Origin of the sequence: Streptomyces changchenzhani (assembly GCF_039766235.1) — a bacterium.
Taxonomy (GTDB): domain Bacteria; phylum Actinomycetota; class Actinomycetes; order Streptomycetales; family Streptomycetaceae; genus Streptomyces.
The window spans coordinates 425,774-446,092 of sequence record NZ_JBDHNH010000009.1; the positions used below are offsets into that span (position 1 = coordinate 425,774).

20 protein-coding genes are annotated in these 20,319 nt (G+C 70.0%); 16 read left to right on the forward strand and 4 right to left on the reverse strand.

The window, feature by feature from the left end:
* The 13 genes from ABCR94_RS28340 (at nt 1) to ABCR94_RS28400 (ending at nt 12,814) form a co-directional block, all read left to right on the forward strand.
* The gene (locus ABCR94_RS28340; protein ID WP_347123016.1) at nt 1–1,371 is read left to right on the forward strand and encodes an SCO6881 family protein; all 1,371 of its coding nucleotides are present in this window, start codon (nt 1–3) and stop codon (nt 1,369–1,371) included.
* Between the two features lie 81 nt (nt 1,372–1,452).
* The gene (locus tag ABCR94_RS28345) at nt 1,453–2,925 is read left to right on the forward strand and encodes an SCO6880 family protein (RefSeq protein WP_347123018.1); all 1,473 of its coding nucleotides are present in this window, start codon (nt 1,453–1,455) and stop codon (nt 2,923–2,925) included.
* A 55-nt stretch (nt 2,926–2,980) separates the two neighbouring features.
* The gene (locus ABCR94_RS28350) at nt 2,981–3,439 is read left to right on the forward strand and encodes a DUF6238 family protein (RefSeq protein ID WP_347123020.1); all 459 of its coding nucleotides are present in this window, start codon (nt 2,981–2,983) and stop codon (nt 3,437–3,439) included.
* A 28-nt stretch (nt 3,440–3,467) separates the two neighbouring features.
* Nucleotides 3,468–4,973, forward strand: a complete 1,506-nt coding sequence (locus ABCR94_RS28355) for a VirB4 family type IV secretion system protein (protein ID WP_347123021.1) — start codon at nt 3,468–3,470, stop codon at nt 4,971–4,973.
* Nucleotides 4,970–5,902, forward strand: a complete 933-nt coding sequence (locus ABCR94_RS28360) for a ParB N-terminal domain-containing protein (RefSeq protein WP_347123023.1) — start codon at nt 4,970–4,972, stop codon at nt 5,900–5,902. Before ABCR94_RS28355 ends, ABCR94_RS28360 begins: the two co-directional genes overlap by 4 nt.
* Entirely contained in the window at nt 5,899–6,399 is a 501-nt protein-coding gene (locus tag ABCR94_RS28365; protein ID WP_347123027.1) for a hypothetical protein, read from the forward strand. Before ABCR94_RS28360 ends, ABCR94_RS28365 begins: the two co-directional genes overlap by 4 nt.
* A 423-nt stretch (nt 6,400–6,822) precedes the next feature.
* Nucleotides 6,823–7,767, forward strand: a complete 945-nt coding sequence (locus ABCR94_RS28370; protein ID WP_347123028.1) for a hypothetical protein — start codon at nt 6,823–6,825, stop codon at nt 7,765–7,767.
* 35 nt (nt 7,768–7,802) lie between these two features.
* Entirely contained in the window at nt 7,803–8,570 is a 768-nt protein-coding gene (locus ABCR94_RS28375; RefSeq protein ID WP_347123030.1) for a hypothetical protein, read from the forward strand.
* 52 nt (nt 8,571–8,622) lie between these two features.
* On the forward strand, nt 8,623–9,168 hold the full coding sequence (locus tag ABCR94_RS28380; protein WP_347123032.1) for a hypothetical protein: 546 nt from the start codon (nt 8,623–8,625) through the stop codon (nt 9,166–9,168).
* A 95-nt stretch (nt 9,169–9,263) separates the two neighbouring features.
* Nucleotides 9,264–10,265: a DUF8094 domain-containing protein gene (locus ABCR94_RS28385; RefSeq protein WP_521978016.1), complete on the forward strand. Its 1,002-nt coding sequence runs from the start codon at nt 9,264–9,266 to the stop codon at nt 10,263–10,265.
* Nucleotides 10,266–10,280: 15 nt separating this feature from the next.
* Nucleotides 10,281–11,060 (forward strand): hypothetical protein, encoded by a 780-nt coding sequence (locus ABCR94_RS28390; RefSeq protein ID WP_347123139.1) that lies wholly within the window; start codon nt 10,281–10,283, stop codon nt 11,058–11,060.
* The gene (locus ABCR94_RS28395) at nt 11,057–11,857 is read left to right on the forward strand and encodes a glycosyltransferase (protein WP_347123133.1); all 801 of its coding nucleotides are present in this window, start codon (nt 11,057–11,059) and stop codon (nt 11,855–11,857) included. Before ABCR94_RS28390 ends, ABCR94_RS28395 begins: the two co-directional genes overlap by 4 nt.
* Nucleotides 11,858–11,920: 63 nt before the next feature.
* Nucleotides 11,921–12,814 carry an IS982 family transposase gene (locus tag ABCR94_RS28400; protein WP_347117916.1) on the forward strand — a complete coding sequence of 298 codons (894 nt, stop codon included), beginning with the start codon at nt 11,921–11,923 and terminating at the stop codon, nt 12,812–12,814.
* 18 nt (nt 12,815–12,832) lie between these two features.
* Here ABCR94_RS28400 and ABCR94_RS28405 read toward each other — a convergent pair whose 3' ends face one another.
* From ABCR94_RS28405 to ABCR94_RS28415, 4 genes are all read right to left on the reverse strand, one after another.
* Entirely contained in the window at nt 12,833–13,930 is a 1,098-nt protein-coding gene (locus tag ABCR94_RS28405; RefSeq protein WP_347123042.1) for a hypothetical protein, read from the reverse strand.
* Between the two features lie 83 nt (nt 13,931–14,013).
* Complete coding sequence (locus tag ABCR94_RS39235; protein ID WP_521978018.1) at nt 14,014–14,466, reverse strand: hypothetical protein; 453 nt, start codon at nt 14,464–14,466, stop codon at nt 14,014–14,016.
* Between the two features lie 25 nt (nt 14,467–14,491).
* Nucleotides 14,492–15,679 carry a hypothetical protein gene (locus ABCR94_RS28410; protein WP_347123048.1) on the reverse strand — a complete coding sequence of 396 codons (1,188 nt, stop codon included), beginning with the start codon at nt 15,677–15,679 and terminating at the stop codon, nt 14,492–14,494.
* Nucleotides 15,680–15,711: 32 nt separating this feature from the next.
* A complete protein-coding gene (locus ABCR94_RS28415; protein WP_347117916.1) occupies nt 15,712–16,605 on the reverse strand; it encodes an IS982 family transposase in 894 nt (297 codons plus the stop codon).
* 130 nt (nt 16,606–16,735) lie between these two features.
* Here ABCR94_RS28415 and ABCR94_RS28420 point away from each other — a divergent pair, with 130 nt between their 5' ends.
* The 3 genes from ABCR94_RS28420 (at nt 16,736) to ABCR94_RS28430 (ending at nt 20,175) form a co-directional block, all read left to right on the forward strand.
* Nucleotides 16,736–18,316 (forward strand): IS1182 family transposase, encoded by a 1,581-nt coding sequence (locus ABCR94_RS28420; protein WP_347119510.1) that lies wholly within the window; start codon nt 16,736–16,738, stop codon nt 18,314–18,316.
* Between the two features lie 93 nt (nt 18,317–18,409).
* Nucleotides 18,410–19,702, forward strand: coding sequence for an MFS transporter (locus ABCR94_RS28425; RefSeq protein ID WP_347123049.1), 1,293 nt, complete (start codon nt 18,410–18,412; stop codon nt 19,700–19,702).
* Nucleotides 19,703–19,953: 251 nt separating this feature from the next.
* Nucleotides 19,954–20,175, forward strand: a complete 222-nt coding sequence (locus tag ABCR94_RS28430; RefSeq protein ID WP_347123134.1) for a hypothetical protein — start codon at nt 19,954–19,956, stop codon at nt 20,173–20,175.
* Nucleotides 20,176–20,319 lie beyond the last annotated feature (144 nt).

Sequence of the window (20,319 nt, forward strand, 5' to 3'; positions counted from 1 at the left end):
ATGGGCTTCTGCGACCTCCCCCTCACCGACACGATGTGCTCGGTGGGCGACGCGGTGGATTTCGCGTCCGACCCTGCCAAGGCGATCGGTGACTGGATGGCCAAGAGCGCCGGCGAACTCGCCGCCGCCTCGGCCGACCTGGCCGCCACCGCCGTGAACGTCACCACCAAGGTGGATCTCCACGCAGGCTGGTTCGTCGCCAACTACCAGATGCTCCTGCCGATCGGCTTGATCATCCTGGTCGCCACCTTCTGCGCCCAGCTGGTCAGAGCGGCCATCAAACGCGACGGACAGGCCCTTACCCAGGCGTTCACCGGCACCGCCTCGGGCGTGATCTTCGCCTTCGCGGCCATCGCATTGACGACGGTCGCCATCGAGGTGGTCGACGCCCTCTCGGCCGGCCTGTTCAAGGCAGCGAACCTGGACATCGCGTCCGCCGTGCGCCGCATCGTGAAGGTCCAGCAGATCGCGGCCCTGACCGGGATGGGCTGGCTCGTCACGGTGCTCGCCGGCCTCGGCGCCGCTATCGGAGCGGTCATGTACTGGTGCGTGATGATGGTCCGCAAGGTCGGCATCCTCATCATGGTCACCCTGGCGATCTTCGCCGGAGCGGGCGGCGGATGGGAGGCCGCACGCCGGTGGCGTCGCGGCTGGATCGAGGCCACCGCCACCCTGGTGGTCTCCAAGCTGCTGATGACGATCATCTTCGTGCTCGGTATCGCCGCGATGGGCAAGACCGAGACCAAGGACGGAATCGCCGCCCTCGCCGATGTCATGGCCGGCATCGTCATCATGGTCCTGGTCCTGCTGTGCCCGTACGCCACGTTCAAATTCGTGCACTGGGCAGCCGAGGGCTCCGACGGAGAAACGATCCACCGCGCAGGTGGAGCCGGTGCCCAGCTCGCCAAGCAGCACGCGGAGAAGGCCGGACGCAAGGCCGCCGCGATGGCGGCCACCGCCGGAACCGGCGGTGCGGCAGCCGGAGCGGGCGCCGCCCCGCAGGGCCCCGACGCCGGCGGGGGATTCCCCGGCGACATTGCCTCCAACCCCACCGGCGGATGCAGCGAAAAGCAAGATTCGCCAGGCGGCGGCACGGGTGTTTCGCCCGGCGGCGATGCCGTCAAGTCCGGCCTGGAGAAGGCCGTCCAGCCCCCGCCCACGAGCGTCTCCGACGACACCAGCGGCCAGGTGGGCGGCAGCCAGGGACCGGACGGTTCCGGAGCCAGTGCCGCGTCCGGGCAGGGCGGTGGGTGGCAGTCCACCCCGCCGACCACGACCCAGCCGCCGCAGGGCGCCCCGCCGTCCTCCGGCGCACAGCCCGCCACGGCCAGCGGAGCGGCGCAGCCGCCACCGCCACCGACCGGCCTCTAACTCTCTGCCCGCTTCCCGGGTGCGGGAGGTGCTCCGCATCTCCCGCACCCGGGCTCCACCAGCGCCCCCAGGACCTGCCTCTTGACTGACCTCTCAATAGCCCCGGTCACGGTGAAATTCCCGCACCGGTCCCGCCGCGGCATCCTCCTCGGACTCTCTCTCCCCCAACTAACTCTCGCATCCTGCGCGTTGGCGCTGCTGCTGATGACGGTCGTGTCCACCGGCCTGCTCGGTGCCATCGCTCTGACCCCACTGTGGGCGGCGGTCGCCGCGCTCGTCGCGATCCGACGGCATGGCCGCTCGCTGATCGACTGGGCGCCGATCGTGGCCCGATACGCCGAGCGTCGGCGCACCGGCCAGACGCTCTGGCTCGCCCGGCCCGTCACCCGGCCCCGCCAGGACGGCATCCTGCACCTGCCCGGCACCGCCGCCTCCCTCAAAGTCGTCACCCCCGGCGACTCCGCCAACGGCGCCGCCGCCGTACACGACCCGCATCACCAGACCCTGACCACCATCGCCCGTGTCACCAGCCGCGCCTTCGCCCTGCTCGACCCCGCCACGCAAAACCACAACGTCCACAGCTGGGGACGCGCCTTGGCCGGCATCGCCCGCACCGGGCACATCGCCACCGTTCAGGTCCTGGAGCGCACCGTCCCGGACAGCGGAGACACCCTCACCCGCCACTGGACCCAGAACGGCCAACCCCAGACCCCCGTCGCCGGACAGATCTACTCCGAACTCGTCACCTCGGCCGGCCCCGCCGCCGCACCGCACGAGACCTACCTCGCCATCTCCCTCGACCTCAAGGCCGCCAAGCGCCTGATCTCGCAGGCTGGCGGCGGGCTGCCGGGCGCCTTCACCGTCATGGAACAGACAACCGCCTCCATCTCCCAAGCCGCCCGCGGCGCGGGACTGATGGTGACGGGATGGCTCAGCTCGCGGGAGATCGCCGCGGTCATCCGCACCGCCTACGACCCGAAGGCCCTCGCCGCCCTCCAGCAGTGGTCCGAGAACGGCCGCGCCGAGGCGGACCCCGCAGCCGCCGGCCCCGTCGTCCAGTTCGAGGAGTACGACCGGCTCACCACCGACTCCGCCCACCACGCCACGTACTGGGTGGAGAACTGGCCGCGCACCGAAATGGGGGCGGGGTTCCTCCACGGAATCATGTTCACGGCCGGCGTGCGGCGCAGTCTGTCCCTCATTTACGCACCGCAGGCACTGGAGTCCGCGCTGCGAGACGTCCAGCGAAAGAAGTCCGCCATCATCGCCGACGCGAACGAGCGCGTACGGCGCGGGCAGGTCGACAGCGAGGAAGACTCCGTCGAATACGCCGACGTCAAGACGCGAGAGCGACAGCTCATCGCCGGGCACGCCGACGTCGCCTTGACCGGCCTGGTCACCGTCACCGCCGAGACCGACGCCCTCCTCGACGCCGCCTGCGCCCAGATCGAAACCCACGCCGTCACCTCCGGCGTCGACCTGCGACGGCTCAACTACCAGCAGCCCGACGCCTTCACCCTCGCCGCACTGCCGCTCGCCCGGACCGCCCTGTGACCGGGCCGGAACCACCGCCGCCGTCCCTGCCTCCCGGCAGGAAGGATCACCACCTTTGACCTCTCACCCGCGTCCGGACGACGGGCACCCCTACCTCCGGGCCGCGAGCGCCGGAGTCCGCCACCACACCCGCGCCCAGGCAACCACCGCCCGCACAGCGCCGGCGGATCGCGTGCACCTCGACGTGCTCCATGCTCACCTCACCGCCCTGCACCAGCTCCTCGATCAGCTCGCCGAGACCACCCGGCCACCGCACCCCGCGGCAGGCCGACACCTCAGCAGCGCACACACCCGGCTCTGGCAGGCCACCACCGAGATCCACTCGGCCTTCCACCTGCTGCCCAGCAACACATCGACAGAAAGCGCCGAGGCGAGCGAGTGTCATCCGGAACGGCTGCCGGCGGGACCGCCCGTGCTGACCATCTGCCAGCGCCACCTCGCCGCCGGCCACATCATCCGGCGCAAGACCACCCCCACCGATCTCCGCGCGCACACCACGCTCTGCGCGCGATGAGCACCGTCCGTAGAATCGAGGGCCTCCGATGAGCCACCGGCCCGCCCGCCGCGCCTCCGCGTCTCCCCTGTTCACTCCCCACGGGGGCGACCGGGCCAGCCGCAAAGCAGCCCGCAGCCAGCTGGCCGAAGCCACCGCCAAGGCCCGCGCCGAAGCGGGCCCCCGCCGCTCAGGCAGCGCCCCCGCCGAGCACGACACACCGGCCCCGCTCTATCCCCTGGGCGGACGGCCCGGACCGGCCTCGGCCCGCAAGAACCGGCTGAAGCTGCCCGCGCACCGCATGACGACCGCCGTGGCCGCCGGCGCGTACCCCTTCCTCGCCGAAGGCGGCCTCGGCGCCGAAGGCATCTACATCGGCCGCGACGTCCACGCCGAAGCCAGTTTCGTCTTCGATCCGTTCGCCCTGTACGGAAAGATCGAAGGCTTCACCAACCCCAACATCCTGCTGGCCGGGGTCATCGGCCAGGGCAAGAGCGCGCTGGCCAAGAGCTTCGCGCTGCGCTCGGTCGCCTTCGGCTACCGCGTCTACGTGCCGTGCGACCCCAAGGGCGAGTGGACAGCGGTGGCCAACGCCCTGGGCGGCACCTCTGTTGCCCTCGGCCCCGGACTCCCCGGCAGGCTCAACCCGCTGGACGCGGCACCGAGGCCGCAGAGCGTCTCCGAGGCCGACTGGGTCGGCGAGATCCGCAAGCGGCGCCTCCTCCTGCTGGGCTCCCTCGCCCGAACCGTCCTCGGCCGGGACCTGCTGCCCATGGAACACACCGCGCTGGACATCGCCCTCGACAGCGTCGTCACCCGCGCCGCCGCCACCGGCCGCACCGCACTGCTCGGTGACATCGCCACCACCCTCAACAACCCCGCCACCCTCGACGAGGCCGCCGGGATGATGTCGGGACGGCTCGGCGATTCAGCCCGCGACCTGGCCCACGCCATGCGCCGGCTGATCCACGGCGACCTGGCCGGCATGTTCGACGCCCCCTCCACCGTGACCTTCGATCCCAATGCGCCGATGCTCACCATCGACCTGTCCCGGCTCGGCGGCTCCGGCGACGACACCGCGTTGGTCCTGGCGATGACCTGCGCCTCCGCCTGGATGGAGTCCGCCCTCACCGACCCGCGCGGCGGGCGGCGCTGGATCGTCTACGACGAGGCATGGCGCCTGATGCGCCACGCCGGCCTCCTGCAACGCATGCAGGCGCAATGGAAACTGAGCCGCGGCCTGGGCATCGCCAACCTCATGGTGATCCACCGACTCAGCGACCTGCTCACCGCAGGCGACGCCGGATCACGAGGGCGTGCCCTCGCCGAGGGCCTCCTCGCCGACTGCAGCACCCGCATCATCTACCGGCAAGAAACCGACCAGCTCCACACCGCCGCCTCCCTGCTCGGCCTGACCTCCGTCGAGATGGACGCCATCGCGCACCTCAACCGCGGTCGGGGCCTGTGGAAGGTCGCAGGACGATCTTTTATCGTCCAACACCTGCTCCACACACACGAGTTGTCGCTATTCGACACCGATGCCCGGATGCATTGAGGAAACTCTCACCCCACCAGAACCGCCAGTCACACCACCTTTCTCTTTCCAGCGAGGAGATCGCTATCGAATCCCACCCGACCAACTCCCTCATCCCTCAGCTCGACGAGGATGACCTCACTGCCCTCGCTCACGACATCCAGGAAAACGGGCTCATGCAGCCCATCGTCCTAGACCACACAGGACGCATTCTCGACGGCCGCGGCCGGCTCGCGGCGTGCGAGCGCCTCGACATCGACCCGGCCTTCGTCACATACGACGGTGATGCCCCCGATACCTACAGCCTGTCCGTCAACCTCATACGCCGCAGCTTCACCAAAGGTCAGTCCGCGATGATTACCGTGAAGGCCCGTTCAGTCTTGGGGTATGAGGTCTGTCCCGAGAAGGGACAGGAGCCGTGTCCCGACCCGGGACAAGGCTCTCGTCCCGAGAAGGGACAAACGGTGCGGGACCTCGGGGAGCAGCTTGGGGTCGCCCGAGCCGTGATCGGACGAGCGAGCATCGTCTGGCAATACGCGCCCAATCTCGTTGACGCGGTGATCAGTGGCGCTATGGGCCTGGACGGTGCGTACAACACCGCTCGGGAGAAGAAGGCGCAGACCGACTCTGCGGAATCTCAGCTTGCTCGGCTTCGTGCCGAGGACCCCCGGCTCGCCGACCGCGTGGTCGAAGGGGAGCTGACCTTGCAGGGTGCCTGGGCAGAGCGGAAAGCGCGGATGGAAGAGGACCTGCGGCAGCGCAGGGTCGCCACGCAACTGCTGTGCGAAGTCCTGCCCTCGCTCGCCCAGATCCGAGGCAGCCGTACCTTCGCTCTGTACGACCCTGAGTTCGCTCCGCCCGGACGCGCCGTGACCCGCGAGGTAATCGAGCACGCGGCGACCGCCCTGGCCGAGATGGCGTCGGTGTGGAAGGAGCGCGATCTTCCGTGAGGCACGCCTTCAACCCGGCTCTGCGGAGGATCGCCCTCGAAGCCGCCGAACAGGTCACCACCGACATCGGACGTATCCACACGGCAGATTTCCAAGCAGCGCTGTCCGGGCGCCTGCGCGAAAACAAGGAACTGTACGACGCGGCCATCTACAAGGCCACGCAGGCCATGATGCGCGACTTCGGCGAGCGCCGCAGCCCGCGTCGCCACCACAAGACCGGCGGGCTCTACCACCCCGGGAGTGTCCTCAAGCTCGGCAATGGCATCTGGATGTGGATGAAGGACGCAACGCCCACCGACATGACCCAGTGGGCCCGCCTGTCTTCCCGGAACACCGTCCGCGTCATCAGCGCAGAGGCCGAGAAGCAGCAGTACGCCCTCGACCGCACCGACGCCTTCCGTGAGAACCCGTCCTGCGAGCGGCTCTCCCAACTCGAAGAAGTCGTCTTCCAGTACCGGCAGGGGACCCTCGACGACCTCGCCTTCGACGTGGCCTAGGCCCGCCGCCTCGCTCCTTACCCTTCTGCGCTGTCAGCCTGCGGACCCGGGCCGCTCCGTCACCGGGCCGACCGGATCCGTCGTCACCTCAAAGCGGTGCGAGGTCTACCACCAGTCGGCCGGAGATCGCCCCGGTTGAGGTGCTAGTCACCCCGAACCATCCACGTCAGCATCACCCCCCAAGGAGTCCCCTGAACCACCCCGCCCATTTCAGCGACGCCGACTGGGCCGAATACCAGCAGTGCCAAACCGAGAACGACGACCTCATGGACCAGGTCGCTGATCGCGAGACCCAGCTGGAACACGGACTGATCAACACATACGACGAGTACGACTTCGACTACACCTTCCCCGTCCACCCTGCGCAGCAACACCGTCCAGTACCGCCGTTCCCTCGCGGCACTGCTCCATGCAGGAGCGGCCGTGGACACTGACGGCAAGGACACTCCCAGCGCCCTCCCCGACAGCGAGCACCTCGTACCTGTCGACACCTCGCTATTGGCGCCCCTCCCCGAGCACCGCGACGTGAACACCGGGTGGTGGCAGGAGCTGTGGCGCCGCCACACACACATCACCATGCCCCTGCGGCAGCGCGGGCTGAAGTGCGACATCGAGGTCGGGCTGAGCGCGTTCCTGGTGCACGTCGCGCTCCCCGACGACAGCTACCTGATCATTGCCCCGCCGCAGGAGCCAGCGTCCAACCGTTCGCCGGGGGATCCGGAGGGCTGGATCGTCACCCGCCAACACGGAGACGATCATGCGCTGTTCGAGCTGATCTACGACTCAACCCCCTCCACGGACCCCGGCGCCCTTGGGAGGCCCGAATTCCGCAATGGCGGCAGCGCCTCGCACTTGATCGAGGCCATCGACCAGCGGCTCGCCCAACTCGGGCTGCTTCCCACGCCGACCGGAAGCCCACTCACGTCCACAGCCCCGCGCCCCCGCGCCCACCAGGCCCGGCACGAGGCCACCGACAGAAACGGCCCCGCCGCCTACGTCTACGGCGACGCCGTCCTGGCTCTCACCGACCGCCTCAACGGAGCCGAGTCGCATGCCGAGGCAGCCGCGCTACTGCACCAGGTCCTGGATCCGACCCAGGGCCTTCTGGGGCGGCTCGGAGAGTTCTTCGAAGCAGCGGGTGAGAAGGCCAAGGAAGCCGAGCAGGACGACGGCTTCGATCTGTCGGACGACCTGGCTCACGCCGCTGCCGAGATCCGCGCCCTCGGAGAAGATCTTCACGTGGCCGAGGACCGGATGCGATCCCTCACTACACCCCCGCAGGCACACCGGCCAGCAGCGCTCCCGGCCCACGCACCGCCTCTGCCCCTGCCGGCGCTTCCTCCCGCTCGTCCACGGCACACACGCTGATGCCGCCACCCCCGCCCCCGTCACCCCAGGAGCCCATGCCCACCCGAAACGCCGACCTGTCCGCCTTCGCCACCGGCCTGGCCGAGCGCCTGCCCGGAGCCTGGACGATCACGCACCAGGCCCACGCCGAGTACGAGGACCAGTTCCCCACAACCAACCGGCTCTGGGACGTCGGCCACGTCGGCTACATCGTCAGCAATTACGTGCTCTCCCACGACGCCCTCCTCCACGGTCCCGAGAACCAGCAGCTCTATGTGTCCGACCGGCCGCGGTATCGCCACCAGTTCGTGGTTGCGCCGCTCGAACCGGACGGGGATGGCATCAAGCCTCACCACTTCGCCGGTGTTGATGAGCCCAACGGCATCGTTGTCCCCAACGACCCCGCACGCGCCGCTGCCCACGTCGCCCGCCGGGTACTCCCCCGCTACCAGCACGCCCTGCACAAGGTTCTCCGCAACGCGGCGGACCAGCCCGAGCCCCCGCACCGGCTCGGCCCTCCGCAGGTCTCCCAGGTCCTCACCTTGACGCTATACGCCGACGGGGCCTTGGGCGCCCCCTACAAGAGCGTGCCGCCTGATGCCCGCGCGACGCTGTACGCCCACGGCTTTCAGTACACCCCGCACCAGGCCGCATTCCTCCTCCCCGCCTCATACGGCGAGAGCGGTCGCGCACTGCTGGTCCAGGCCGTGGCCCAACAGCTCACGGCCGAGGGCATCGGTGTAAACCTTCGCCATTCCGCCCCCACCACCAGCCCTGGCCTTCCGCCGGCAGCGGCGGGGACCGTCCGCGCGCACCACCGTTGATCCTCGCCCGCTCGTGTCCCACGGAGTTCTTCTGCTTCCCGACTTCGACGCCATGAGCCAGCTGCACAATCTGGCCGAGCGCATCCATCACGCGGCCAACGAACTGCCGCACACCGCCGCCACACAGTCGGCCAGTGACAATCTCGACGCACTGGACGAGAGCGTCCGCGAGATCGCCGGTCTGTTCACCCACGTCGCGACCGCCGCCGCGTACGCCGATCGTGAGGCGAAGGGCCACCCCGGGCAACAGGCCGGGGCCACCCAGTGCAGGGTCACCGCGCTGACGCACACCGTGGGCACTCTCGGCCGTGCCCTGGCCGATCTCGGTGAAGCCGTCGCCCACGCCGGGGGCCTGCGCCAAGCGGCCCGCCTTTCGCCCTCATCGGATCGCGTCGGTACCCAACGGTCCACGGGCTCTGAGCTGGATGACCGGCTCGACAGTGCCCGTCGGCACCTCAACAAGGCGGGCCGCCAACTGCTCACCGACGCAATGCGACTCACCCCGCCGCGCACCGCCCACAGCCCGCAGGCTCCATCTGCCGCACCCGTTGCCCAACGGCCCGCCGCACCCTCGGCCGCCTCCCCCCGCAGTCACTGATCCCGCCCCCGCCCCGAAGAATTCTGGAGCCCCCTATCCGCATCGCCCGTCGCACTCTGCCGCTGATCGTCTCCGCCGCCTGTCTCGCCCTGGCCCTGACCGGCTGCGCCAACAACAGCGCCAACCCCGGCAACGAGAAGGCTCCCAACGCCAGCGCCACCACCGCTCCGAAGCCGACGCCCGCCCTCAGCGCCGCCCAGGCCCGAGACGTCATCACCAACTATTCGAAGATCAACAACAGGGCCAACGCCACACGCGACCGCGCCCTGCTCGACACCGCCGAGGACGGCCCGCTGAAGGCGATGTCCCTCTCGGACTACACCGAGACCGAGGGCCTGCCCAAGGCCGACCGCAAGCCGTACAAGCCGTGGTCCTACGACACCGCGCGCGCCAAGCTGTACATCCCGCGCCTGGCGCCCGGACAGGACCGCTGGTTCGCCGCCGCGCTCTCCAACCGGCAGGACAAGCCCTCCCGCCTGGCCGTCTTCGCCGAACGTCCCCAGCACCAGCGCTGGGAGATGGTCTCCGTCGTCGACCTCGACAGCAAGCAGCTGCCGAACGTCGCCCTGGACCAGGACGGCTACGCGACGGCCGTCGCCGCCAATGACAACAAGCAGCTGGCAGTCGGCGCCGACCTTCTGCGCACCGCGGTCCTCGACAACTTCGCCACCGGCGGCACGAATACCGGGACGAAGGTCTTCGAGCCGACCACGGCGAGCAAGCAGCAGATCATGGTCCACGACAAGACCGGCACCCGGTTCGGGGACCAGGGCACCACCGTGTTCGCCGGTGGCACCAACCGCTACAAGGATGCCCACGCGCTCAAGACCACCGACGGCGGCGCCCTGATCCTCTTCTCCCACACGCACACCCAGACCGACGCCGTCGCCCACTCCGGTCTGCAGCTCAACCCCGGCAAGGACGACCGGGCCTGGCTCCACGGCGTACCGCGCCGCTCCATCCAGTACACGTTCGTGTGCAACGACGCGGCCACCGTCCCCGCAAAGGCCGCCCCGTCCCGGCTCATCGGCTACACCTGCGCCCGCACCGACGCCTCCGGCCCGCCGGTTGCCTCCGGATGGTCGGAGCGCGCGTAGCCCACGGAGGTGCCCTTGCCCCACCTTGACCTCACCGGATTCGTGCAGGCCCTCGGCGCCCGGCTGCCCGGCCGGTGGCGAGCCGACGCCCACCCCACCCCGCTGGCCGAGGATCCGGCCAGCGACCGTATCTGGGACTCCGGCCCCCTCGCATACATCGCGTTCCGTCCCGCACCGGCTCACCGCTCGGTCCTCACCTCGGTCGGCGGGGCCCAGCTGTACGTCACCGAACACCCCACCCGGCGGAACCAGTTCGTCGTGGCCCCGCTGTTTCCCGCCGGAACCGGTCACCGCCATACCGTCGGCGTCACCGCCCCGCGGGGCATCACGGTTCCCGCGGATCCGGCCCGCGCCAGCGCGGCGGTCCACCGCCGTCAGCTGTTCGACTTCCGCGTCGCGTCGATGATGGTCCAGAGCAGGGCGGGCGCCGGACCGCACCTGCCCGTCGACATCAGCCTCGGCAGGGACGACTTCCGCCTCGATCCCGCGTCCGGCCAGTGCTACCTGCCCGCGACGGTCAGCAGCGAAGACGCCATCCAGCGCACCCAACAGGTAGCGCGGCGACTGGCCGAGCTGCGATTCAGCCCCACGTTCGCGGTAGCCAAGCACAACGCCGCCTCCGCCCACGGAGCGCAGACCGCCAGTCCGACCGCCCCAGCCGCCCCCGCGCCCGGTCCAGCCCCCCGCGCGCCGCGCATCGCACTGACCGGCGGCGAACCCCGGCACCCCGCCACACGCTGCCAGTCCCTCCTCATTCCCCGGAGTCTTCCCTGTCCCCGCACGCCACGCCTCTGATCACCGTCGTCATCGCCAGCCGCCTGCGCGAGGACCGGCTCGGCTACCTAGCCGCCATGCACGCCAGCCTCACCCGGCAGTCCGTGCCATGGGAGGCCCTGATCGCGCTCGACGGGATCTCACCCGACCGGCTGCCCGCCGCGCTCGCGCAGGACCCGCGCGTCCGCACCCTGGCCCTGCCCCGCCCAGTCGGTGCCGCCTGCGCCCGTAACCTCGCCCTGGCCCAGGTCCGTACCCCCTATACGAACTGGGCGGACGACGATGACGAATTCACCGACGATGCCATGTCCATGCGGCTGAACGCCCTGGAAGCGGCCGGGGTGGGCTGGTGTGCCGGATGGAGTGAAGACCTCCATCCCGACGGGTCCACCCGACTGTGGCGATGCCCCACCCCGCCCGGCCGGCACAAGGCCGGCGACGTGTGGACGTACTGGAAGTCCCCGGCGGACACCATCCCGATCGGGCCCACCACCATCCTCGCGCGCACCGACCTCGTCCGCGCCGCCCCGATGGGCGGCCTCGTCCAGGGCGAGGACTATTGCACGGCCGTCGGCATCTCGAATCTGGCCCCCGGGATCTTGTTGCCTGCCGCTGTGTACAGATACCGCAAGCACACCGGCCAGCTCACGGCCCAGCCCGGATACGACCAGCTGGAGGCGGCGGCCCGCGAGCACGCCTGGCAGTACGGCCGCAGCCTGCGCGACGCCCTGCGCACCCACCAGCCGAGGTCCGCCTCGACACCCGACCGCCGGAGCCTGCCGCAGGACCGCTGCCTCGCGCGCACCGCTGACCTCTAGACGAGTCATTCCGAATGCTGACGGTGTGTCCGGGAACGCAGACAGGGCGTCCAAGATCGTTGTGTGACGAACAACCTAGACGCCCTGCTGACCGCACTTTACGTGAAGATCGACGACGAGATCGGAGGCACCCGGTGGCTGGGCAGACCGCCGCAGCTGACGGATTCCGAGCTTGTTTGCCTCGCCGTCGCACAGGCGCTGCTGGGCTTCACCTCGGAGTCGCGGTGGCTGCGGTTTGTGGACTCCCGTCTGGGGGCGATGTTCCCGTACGTGCCCAAGCAGCCGGGTTGGAACAAGCGGCTGAGGGCCGCGTTGCCGCTGGTCAAGAAGGCGATACGGCTGCTGGCAGTGGACACGGACTTCTGGTTCGACCCGCACTGGATCGTCGACTCCACGCCGGTGGAGTGCGGTCGCTCGCGTCCGACGGTGAAGCGGTCGGACATGGCCGGCTGGGCCGGTTACGGGTACTGCGCCAGCCACAGCCGGTTCTTCTGGGGCCTGCGCCTGTTCCTGGTCTGCACCCCGACCGGGATGCCGATCCTGTGGGCCCTGGCGAACCCGAAGATCGACGAGCGGGAGGTACTTACCGCGATGCTCGACCGTGAACCGGAGACGGTTACGGACCGTCCGGGATTGCTGGTGATCTCGGACAAGGGTTTCGCCTCCAAGGAGTTCGAAGCCGATCTGGCCTTGCGGGGCGCGGAGTTGTTGCGGCCGTCGTTCAAGCGCGAGAAGAAGCGCAGGGGCGAGAGCCTCCTCAAGTCGGTGAGACAGCTCATCGAGTCGGTCAACGACACCCTCAAAGGCCAGCTCGACCTGGAACAACACGGCGGGCGGACCTTCGAGGGCGTCGCTGTTCGCGTCGCCCAGCGCATCCTCGCGATGGCCGCAGCGATCTGGCACAACCACCAGACCCGCCAGCCGATCACACGGTCACTGATCGCTTACGACCACTGATCATTCGGAATGACTCGTCTAGTGGTGGCGGGCGGGAGCGGTGGTGCGGGGTGGCGGTGTGGGCGGTGTGGTGTCCACGGCGGGGCGCGGGCGGGCCCGTGGGCGGGGGACGCGGTGCGGCGGCAGCACGGCGACGGTTGCGCCGAGGTCTTCGGCCGCCTCGTGCACTTCGTGGGCGAGGAAATCGAGCTGCCGGCCGAGTGCGGCGAGGCGGGCGGCGACCTGCCGGCCCTGCACCGTCTCCAGTGCGGTGGCGAACTGGCCTGCGGTGTCGACGAGTTCCTTCAGGCGGATCATGGGGCCCGCGTTGTAGCCGCGCTGGGTGACGGTGAGTAGTGCGTTGGAGACGTCGCCGGCGGCCTGGGCTTCGACGACCTCCCGGATGAGGTCCTGCGGCGACACCTCGGGGGCGGGCTCGGGGCGGTTGAACCGGGAGACGTCCGCGCGCAGTACGCCGGGCGGAACTGCGGCGGGCAGTGCCTGCCCGGCTTCGTATTCGTGGGCGTAGTGCCCGATGACCTGAAAGCCGGGTGCGTCCGGGTCGCCCCGTAGGGCGATCACCGTGGTGTCCTCGTCCTCGACCAGGTAGGCGAGGGTGATCGGCTGGCCGTCCGCGGCGTACCACGACTCGATCAGATCCAGTTCGCCGCGACGGCGCGCGGCCTGGGCCCGCTCGGTCCACCGCTGCTGTTCCTCGCCGGCCAGCGGGGGCTGGGGTTGCTGGTGCTGATCGGCGAGGTTGGTGGCGATGAGGCTGTGGTCCGCCCAGGCGCTGAGGTGCGGCCACAGCGCCTTGTGCTGCGCGCGTTCGGCTGCCGACCCGGGGGCGGCGGGGAGGTCGAGGGCGCGGCGGACCTCGGAGGCGGAGGCGGCGAGACTGTCCAACACGGCTTGCCACCCAGCGGTGTGCGAGGCGGGCGGCAGCTCGTCGAGCGCCCGGTGCGCGGCGTCAAGCAGTACGTCTGCGTACGGGGCGAGGTAGGTGGTGTACGCCTCGACCGCTGCCTGGTCGCGGTGGGCGCGGGCGGCTACCGCGGCGCTCGGGTGAACGGTGCGCCCGGAGCGGTCGCGTGTCAGGTCGAGCGCGGTCTCGGCCTCGGTGTCGATGACGGACATCCGTAGGCGGAAGTCACGCGCTCGGTGCGCGGCGTCGGCTACCGCGGGCGGGGGACTGCCGGGGGCCGGCCCGGTGGTGGGCTTCACCGGGACCGTCCGGAGCCCGAGGCCGTCAAGTGGACAGTCGGTGCGTAGGTGGGCTTCGGCGGGATCGGCCGGGCCGAAGGCGCCGAGGTCGTGGGTGGCACACTGCGCTGCGTGGTTCGGCCGGTGGCGGCCTGCACCAGCCGGGTGCGACGCTCCCCAAGCCCGTCCGGCAGGACCGGGCGTGGTGGCCTGGCCGGGGCAACGGGTTCGAGGACCATGTCAGCCTGCACGGCATATCCTTGACGGCGCAGATCAGTTACGGCTTGACGCGTGCGGCGGGGGCCGTCGCGCTCGGGTTCGCTGAGCCGATACAGCCCGGGATGGGTGGGGACGGGTTCGAACTGCTCGCGGGTGAGATACCAGTCGGCCAGATGTGGGGGCAACTCACGTGAGGCGGCGGCGACGAAGCCCAGGTCGGGGTGGGTACCGAAGCGGAAATGATCAGACAGGGGGGAATCCTTTTCTTCTACGACGTCAGAGATGCGCGTTCGCCAGCTTGGTGGTGGCGGGCTGGGCCGGGCGGGAGGTGAGCAGACGCGGGCTGGGCGCGGACAGGGCCATGGGCCCGCCGGGAACGGCGGCGCGGGCTTGGCGCTCGAACGCCTCGCTGTCGGCAAGCCATGTTTCGATCGCCGGCAGCACGGCGGCGCCGAGCTCGCTGCGGATCTGGCTCCACTCGCGGGCCGGCAGGACCGCGGGGGTGGAGTAGAGCTCCGCGCGCAGGTTGTTGAACTGAGCCCAGGTGTCCTGACTGCTGGCGAGTGCCTCGCGCAGCCGGGTCAGGGCGGCAGCGTCCTGCGGCCAGGGACTCGCGGCGGGTCGGCACCGGGTGAGCAGAGTCGGCGTGTGCTGGAGGACGTCGCGGAAGGAGAGCCAGGCGTGGTCGGCGAACACGCGCTCCATCTCCGGCTGCAGCCGCGAGTTGGCGAGCGGCACACCGTCGCTGTTCCGCCCGGATTCCTTGATCGCCTGCAGAGTTTCGTGCTCCGGGCGGATCCGGTTCAACGCGGTCATGACGGTGTCGATCCGGCGGTGGTGCAGGGCCCTGCGGTAGTTGGGCAGGAAGGTGTGGGCGACGGCGCGTGCGGCGAGGTCCGGTGCGGCGGGCAGCGCGAGGCTGCGCGGCGCGTTCGGCTCGTCCCAGTTGTCGTCGTACTCCTCGGTGGCGAAGGCGCCCACGAGATAGCCGCTGGCGTGCCCGGGGCGTTCGATCAGCAGCAGCTCGGTGCCGGCGTGGTTGTTCAGCATGACCGCGCACGGGACGCGGTCGTGGAGCATGGCCTGAAGGAGGTCTCCGCTGTCCCACAGGGCGCCGACGAGGTCCTCCTGCCAGTGCTGGCGGGGGTAGATCTCCAGCTTCGCGCTCCAAGTGCCGGGCAGCCGGGCGGCGATCTCCTGGCCGGTGTCGCCGAGGTAGGGACGGCTGCTGGTGGTGATGCTCACGCCGCGTTCGTGAGCGCCGTGCACCAGGGCGCTGGCGGTGTCGCGAGCTGCCTGCGCGTCACTCAGAGGTGAGGCGAAGGCGCCGTCGGGCAGACGGCTGAACCCGGCCTCCCGCAGCACGTCGCGGGCTTGGAGGAAGCTCTCGCCGGTTGCGATGGCGACGAGGCCGTGGGTGTGGCTGGTTGAGAGGATGAGTTCCGCATCGGGCGGGTTGGTCATGTCGGTGGTCCTAGACGAGTCATTCCGAATGATCAGTGGTCGTAAGCGATCAGTGACCGTGTGATCGGCTGGCGGGTCTGGTGGTTGTGCCAGATCGCTGCGGCCATCGCGAGGATGCGCTGGGCGACGCGAACAGCGACGCCCTCGAAGGTCCGCCCGCCGTGTTGTTCCAGGTCGAGCTGGCCTTTGAGGGTGTCGTTGACCGACTCGATGAGCTGTCTCACCGACTTGAGGAGGCTCTCGCCCCTGCGCTTCTTCTCGCGCTTGAACGACGGCCGCAACAACTCCGCGCCCCGCAAGGCCAGATCGGCTTCGAACTCCTTGGAGGCGAAACCCTTGTCCGAGATCACCAGCAATCCCGGACGGTCCGTAACCGTCTCCGGTTCACGGTCGAGCATCGCGGTAAGTACCTCCCGCTCGTCGATCTTCGGGTTCGCCAGGGCCCACAGGATCGGCATCCCGGTCGGGGTGCAGACCAGGAACAGGCGCAGGCCCCAGAAGAACCGGCTGTGGCTGGCGCAGTACCCGTAACCGGCCCAGCCGGCCATGTCCGACCGCTTCACCGTCGGACGCGAGCGACCGCACTCCACCGGCGTGGAGTCGACGATCCAGTGCGGGTCGAACCAGAAGTCCGTGTCCACTGCCAGCAGCCGTATCGCCTTCTTGACCAGCGGCAACGCGGCCCTCAGCCGCTTGTTCCAACCCGGCTGCTTGGGCACGTACGGGAACATCGCCCCCAGACGGGAGTCCACAAACCGCAGCCACCGCGACTCCGAGGTGAAGCCCAGCAGCGCCTGTGCGACGGCGAGGCAAACAAGCTCGGAATCCGTCAGCTGCGGCGGTCTGCCCAGCCACCGGGTGCCTCCGATCTCGTCGTCGATCTTCACGTAAAGTGCGGTCAGCAGGGCGTCTAGGTTGTTCGTCACACAACGATCTTGGACGCCCTGTCTGCGTTCCCGGACACACCGTCAGCATTCGGAATGACTCGTCTAGAAGTGCACTGAAAATGTTGGGTTCTGGACCCGTCCTGGGTGGGATGGGGCCAGAATCGTTTTCATGCAGGGGGACTGGGCCGGGGAGCCGGTCGGGGCGGATGTGTGGGAGACCTGCCGGGAGCTGATCCCGGCCGGGAGCGTGTTCGCGTTCTTGGCCGAGCACCGCGAGACGCTGTTCCCCAGGTCGATGTTCGCGGACATGTACCCCTCGGCCAACGGCCGGCCGAGTATGCCGCCGCAGGTGCTGTCCGCCGCAGTGGTACTGCAAAGCCTGTACGGGGTCTCGGACTTCGATGCCGTCCAGGAGTTGCGGTGCGACCTGCGGTGGAAGGCGGCCTGCGGTCTTGGACTGCACGACACCGCCTTCGACCCCTCCTTGCTGACCTATTTCCGTCGTCGCCTGCAACGCTCGGCGGATCCGAACCGGATCTTCACCAAGGTCAAGGAGGTCGTGGCCGCGACCGGTGTCCTCAAGGGCAAGCACCGCCGGGCGCTGGACTCCACCGTGCTGGACGACGCGGTGGCCACCCAGGACACCGTCACCCAGCTCGTCGCCGCGATCCGGCAAGTGATCCGCGAGGTCCCCGGCGCAGGCGAGGTCGTCTCGCGGTGGTGCACCGCCCACGACTACACCGACCCCGGCAAGCCCCGCATCGCATGGAACGACGAGGCCGCGCGGGCCGACCTCGTCGACGCCCTGGTCAGCGACGCCCTGAACCTGCTCGGCCGGCTCCCCGAGCAGGAACTCGGCGAGCGCGCGGCCCAAGCCCTCGCCCTGCTGGCCCTGATCGCCGGGCAGGACGTGGAACCCGTCGAGGGCTCCGACGGCCGGGACGGCCGCTGGCAGATCACCAAGGGAACCGCCCACGACCGCGTGGTCTCCACCGTCGACCCCACCTCCCGGCACATCCACAAGAACCGAAGCCGCCACCAGGAAGGCTTCCGCGCGCACGCCGCCTTCGAGCCCGAGGCCGGACTGTTCACCGAGGTCACCCTCACCGCCGGAAGCGGCGCCGACAACCACGAAGCCGCCGTCGCCGAGGACCTCCTCGCCGACGAGGACCAGGACCTGACGGTGCTGGGCGACGCCGCCTACGGCACCGGCGAGTTACGCGAGAACCTCCAGGCGGACAGCCACACCCTGGTCATCAAGCCCCCACCGCTGCGGCAGACCATCCCCGGCGGCTTCACCGGCGACGACTTCCAGGTCGACACCTCCGCCGGCACCGTCACCTGCCCGGCGGGCAACACCGTCACCCTCGGCCGCCCCCTCAAAGGCGGCAACCGCCAGGCCCAGTTCAAGAAACTCTGCCGCGACTGCCCCCTGCGCGAGCGCTGCACCACGTCCAAGACCGGACGCGTCTTCAGCGTCCACCCCCAATACGACACCCTCAAAGCCGCCCGACACCAGGCCGCCACCAGCAAGGAATGGCAGGACGAGTACCGCCGCTGGAGACCACCGGTCGAACGCGCCATCGCCTGGCTCGTCGCCCGCGGCAACCGCCGGGTCCCCTACCGAGGCGTCCTCAAGAACGACACCTGGCTCCACAACCGCGCCGCCGCCCTCAACCTCCGCCGACTCATCAACCTCGGACTCACCCGCACCAGCGGCACCTGGACACTCACCCCTGCCACCACATAGGCCAGCCGGGGATGTCCCATCCCGATCCAGCCGAGACCCAAGACAAGATTTTCAGTGCACTTCTAGGCACCGCTCTCTAAGAGAAAGCACCCGTTGTCCCTGACCGCCCCTCCGGCCCCGGCACCGCGCATCACCTATGGCGCGGTGCTGGGCAGCCCGTACGTCGTCCGCCTGCTCGGCGGCACCCTCACCGGCCGCCTCCCCAACGGCATGGTCCCGGTGGCCATCCTCTTGTGGGTCACCGCGACCGGAGGCAGCATCGCCTTCGGCGGGCTGCTCAGCGCCCTGTACGGGCTGGCCTCTTCTGTGGCGCAGCCGGTCAAGGGGCGCCTGATGGACCGCCACGGGCAGACGGCCGTGCACCTCCCCGCCGCGCTGCTCAACTCCGCACTCCTGGTGGCCCTGCCCCTGGCGGGCCCGCACGGTGGGCCGGCCCTCGCCACGGCGATCGTGGTCGCCGCCGGCCTGAGCGCGCCATCATTGGAGGCTGGGCTACGGGCCCTGTGGCCGAGCGTGCTGCCCGACCCCCGGCTGCGGCACGCCGCGCTCGCCCTCGACACGGGCACTCAGGGCCTGCTGTACATCGTCGGCCCGCTGCTCGTCGCCGCGCTCGCCTCCGCGCACAGCCCGTCACTCGCGCTCGCCGCCAGCGCCGTCCTCGGCCTGGCCGGTACCGTCGCCGTCGCCCTCACGCCGCCCTCCCGGCACTGGCGCCCCGCACAGTCCGCAAGCAGGGGCCCCGGACCGCAGCGGCGGCTGACCAGCCCCGGCCTGGTGCTGCTGTTCGTCTCGCTGACCGGGGTCGGGTTCGCGATCGGCGCCATGAACGTGTGGGCCATCGCCATGGCTAAGCAGCACGGGCAGGACATGCTGTCCGGGATCATCCCAGCCGCGTTCTCCACCGGCAGCTTCCTCGGCGGCCTCCTCTACGGGCGCCGTGCCCAGGCCGGCACCGCCACCGGGCGCCTGGTCATCGCAGGCGGCGCGTTCCTGGCCGGGTGGTTGCCGCTCCTTGCCCTGCTGGGCCCGTACACGGCCACGACCGCGGTCGTCGTGCCCGGCGCGTTCCTCACGGTCGTGGTCGCCTGCGCCTACCAGGCCACCGACGCCCTCGCCCCCGCAGGCCGCACCAGCGAGGCGTACGCGTGGCTGATCCTGTCGATCGGCGCCGGACAGTCCGCCGGCACCGCGCTCGCCGGACGCCTCGCCGAGCACCCCCTCGACAGCGCCGCGCTCCCCGCGGTCGGCGCCGCCTTCGCGCTTGCCGTCCTGCTCGCCGCGCGCTCCCACACCGTCCCCGCCCGATCCCCCGGCGCGGGCAACGCCGCCGCCTCACCCCGAGCTACATATCACCACCCCAACTCAACGTCCAGCAAACACACTTGAGGAGATCGCCTACGGCTGTCGTTGGTACACCCGGCTATCAGAACGTGCGGACAGGCGAGTCAGGTAGCTGCGGGGCGGTGAGGCCCGCCCTGGAGCATGTCGGCAGTCATTGCCCATCGTTCGTGGTCCAGCCACGCACCGTTGATGTGCTGGAAGCTCCGAGCCTGCCTCGCCTTCGCCCAACACCCCACCGCTTTCCCGCCACCACCGATAGGAGATCCGCCGTGCCCGAAGCACCAGCAGAGCCGTTCATGACGATCCGGCACACCATCACCGGCGAGATCACCACCACCGGCTACAACGCCGCCGCCCGGCGGATCCTGCTCCAGGACGGCTTCGAAGAGACGCCAGGCTGCGTCTGCCGAGCGGCGGAACCCGGTACGGAGCGGACGCACGGGCCTGCTCGGCGGCCAGCGAGCTGCTCGTCTCCGGCCATCCCCTGCACCTGCGCCGAGCCCTCGGTCGGCCGGTGAGCGTCGACGGTGCGCCCCGGTTGGCCCGGTCGCCGATGTCGGCACAGTCCGTGGTCGCTTCGAGAGCGGCCAGCCTCTCCAGCTCATCGCCAACCCCGCCCACACCCGCACCTGTTGAAGGGGCCTCGTTTTGACCACCCCCGG

What these genes read in the sequence shown, in the direction of transcription:
- ABCR94_RS28340 (WP_347123016.1), top strand. Translation starts at nt 1, where the DNA reads ATGGGCTTCTGCGACCTCCCCCTCACCGACACGATGTGCTCGGTGGGC.
- ABCR94_RS28355 (WP_347123021.1), top strand. Translation starts at nt 3,468, where the DNA reads ATGAGCCACCGGCCCGCCCGCCGCGCCTCCGCGTCTCCCCTGTTCACT.
- ABCR94_RS28375 (WP_347123030.1), top strand. Translation starts at nt 7,803, where the DNA reads ATGCCCACCCGAAACGCCGACCTGTCCGCCTTCGCCACCGGCCTGGCC.
- ABCR94_RS28380 (WP_347123032.1), top strand. Translation starts at nt 8,623, where the DNA reads ATGAGCCAGCTGCACAATCTGGCCGAGCGCATCCATCACGCGGCCAAC.
- ABCR94_RS28405 (WP_347123042.1), bottom strand. Translation starts at nt 13,930, where the DNA reads ATGTCCGTCATCGACACCGAGGCCGAGACCGCGCTCGACCTGACACGC.
- ABCR94_RS28410 (WP_347123048.1), bottom strand. Translation starts at nt 15,679, where the DNA reads ATGACCAACCCGCCCGATGCGGAACTCATCCTCTCAACCAGCCACACC.
- ABCR94_RS28420 (WP_347119510.1), top strand. Translation starts at nt 16,736, where the DNA reads ATGCAGGGGGACTGGGCCGGGGAGCCGGTCGGGGCGGATGTGTGGGAG.
- ABCR94_RS28430 (WP_347123134.1), top strand. Translation starts at nt 19,954, where the DNA reads ATGACGATCCGGCACACCATCACCGGCGAGATCACCACCACCGGCTAC.